The following is a 507-nucleotide window of genomic DNA, read 5'->3' as shown; positions in this document are numbered from 1 at the left end:
AGCTCAGCTGGGAGAGCACCTGCCTTACAAGCAGGGGGTCGGCGGTTCGATCCCGTCATCCTCCACCATTTAGCCGACTTAGCTCAATTGGTAGAGCAACTGACTTGTAATCAGTAGGTTGGGGGTTCAAGTCCTCTAGTCGGCACCAGAAAATCATGGCGGTTGTGGCGAAGTGGTTAACGCACCGGATTGTGGCTCCGGCATTCGTGGGTTCGATTCCCATCAGTCGCCCCATTTTTTCTTTGAATAATTAATATGCGGGTGTGGCGGAATTGGCAGACGCACTAGACTTAGGATCTAGCGCCTTTGGCGTGGGGGTTCGACTCCCTTCACCCGCACTTTTAATAAAATAACTCATACATGTCTTGCGGAAGTAGTTCAGTGGTAGAATACAACCTTGCCAAGGTTGGGGTCGCGGGTTCGAATCCCGTCTTCCGCTCCAATTTTCAATATGACATGCCGGGGTGGCGGAACAGGCAGACGCACAGGACTTAAAATCCTGCGGTG

General features: G+C 52.1%; 4 tRNA genes. All 4 read left to right on the top strand.

Annotation, left to right across the window (positions count from 1 at the left end):
* The first annotated feature begins 72 nt into the window (after positions 1 to 72).
* Positions 73 to 148 (top strand) — tRNA-Thr (locus tag AC1DMU_RS29600).
* Between the two features lie 10 nt (positions 149 to 158).
* A tRNA-His gene (locus AC1DMU_RS29595) sits at positions 159 to 234 on the top strand.
* A gap of 23 nt (positions 235 to 257) precedes the next feature.
* Positions 258 to 338, top strand: a tRNA-Leu gene (locus tag AC1DMU_RS29590).
* A 29-nt stretch (positions 339 to 367) separates the two neighbouring features.
* Positions 368 to 442, top strand: a tRNA-Gly gene (locus AC1DMU_RS29585).
* Positions 443 to 507: the final 65 nt, after the last annotated feature.

It is taken from the genome of Bacillus sp. 01N45 (genome assembly GCF_056399205.1).
The sequence above is the reverse complement of the archived record's forward strand: the minus strand, read 5'-3'. Positions and strand labels throughout refer to the sequence as shown.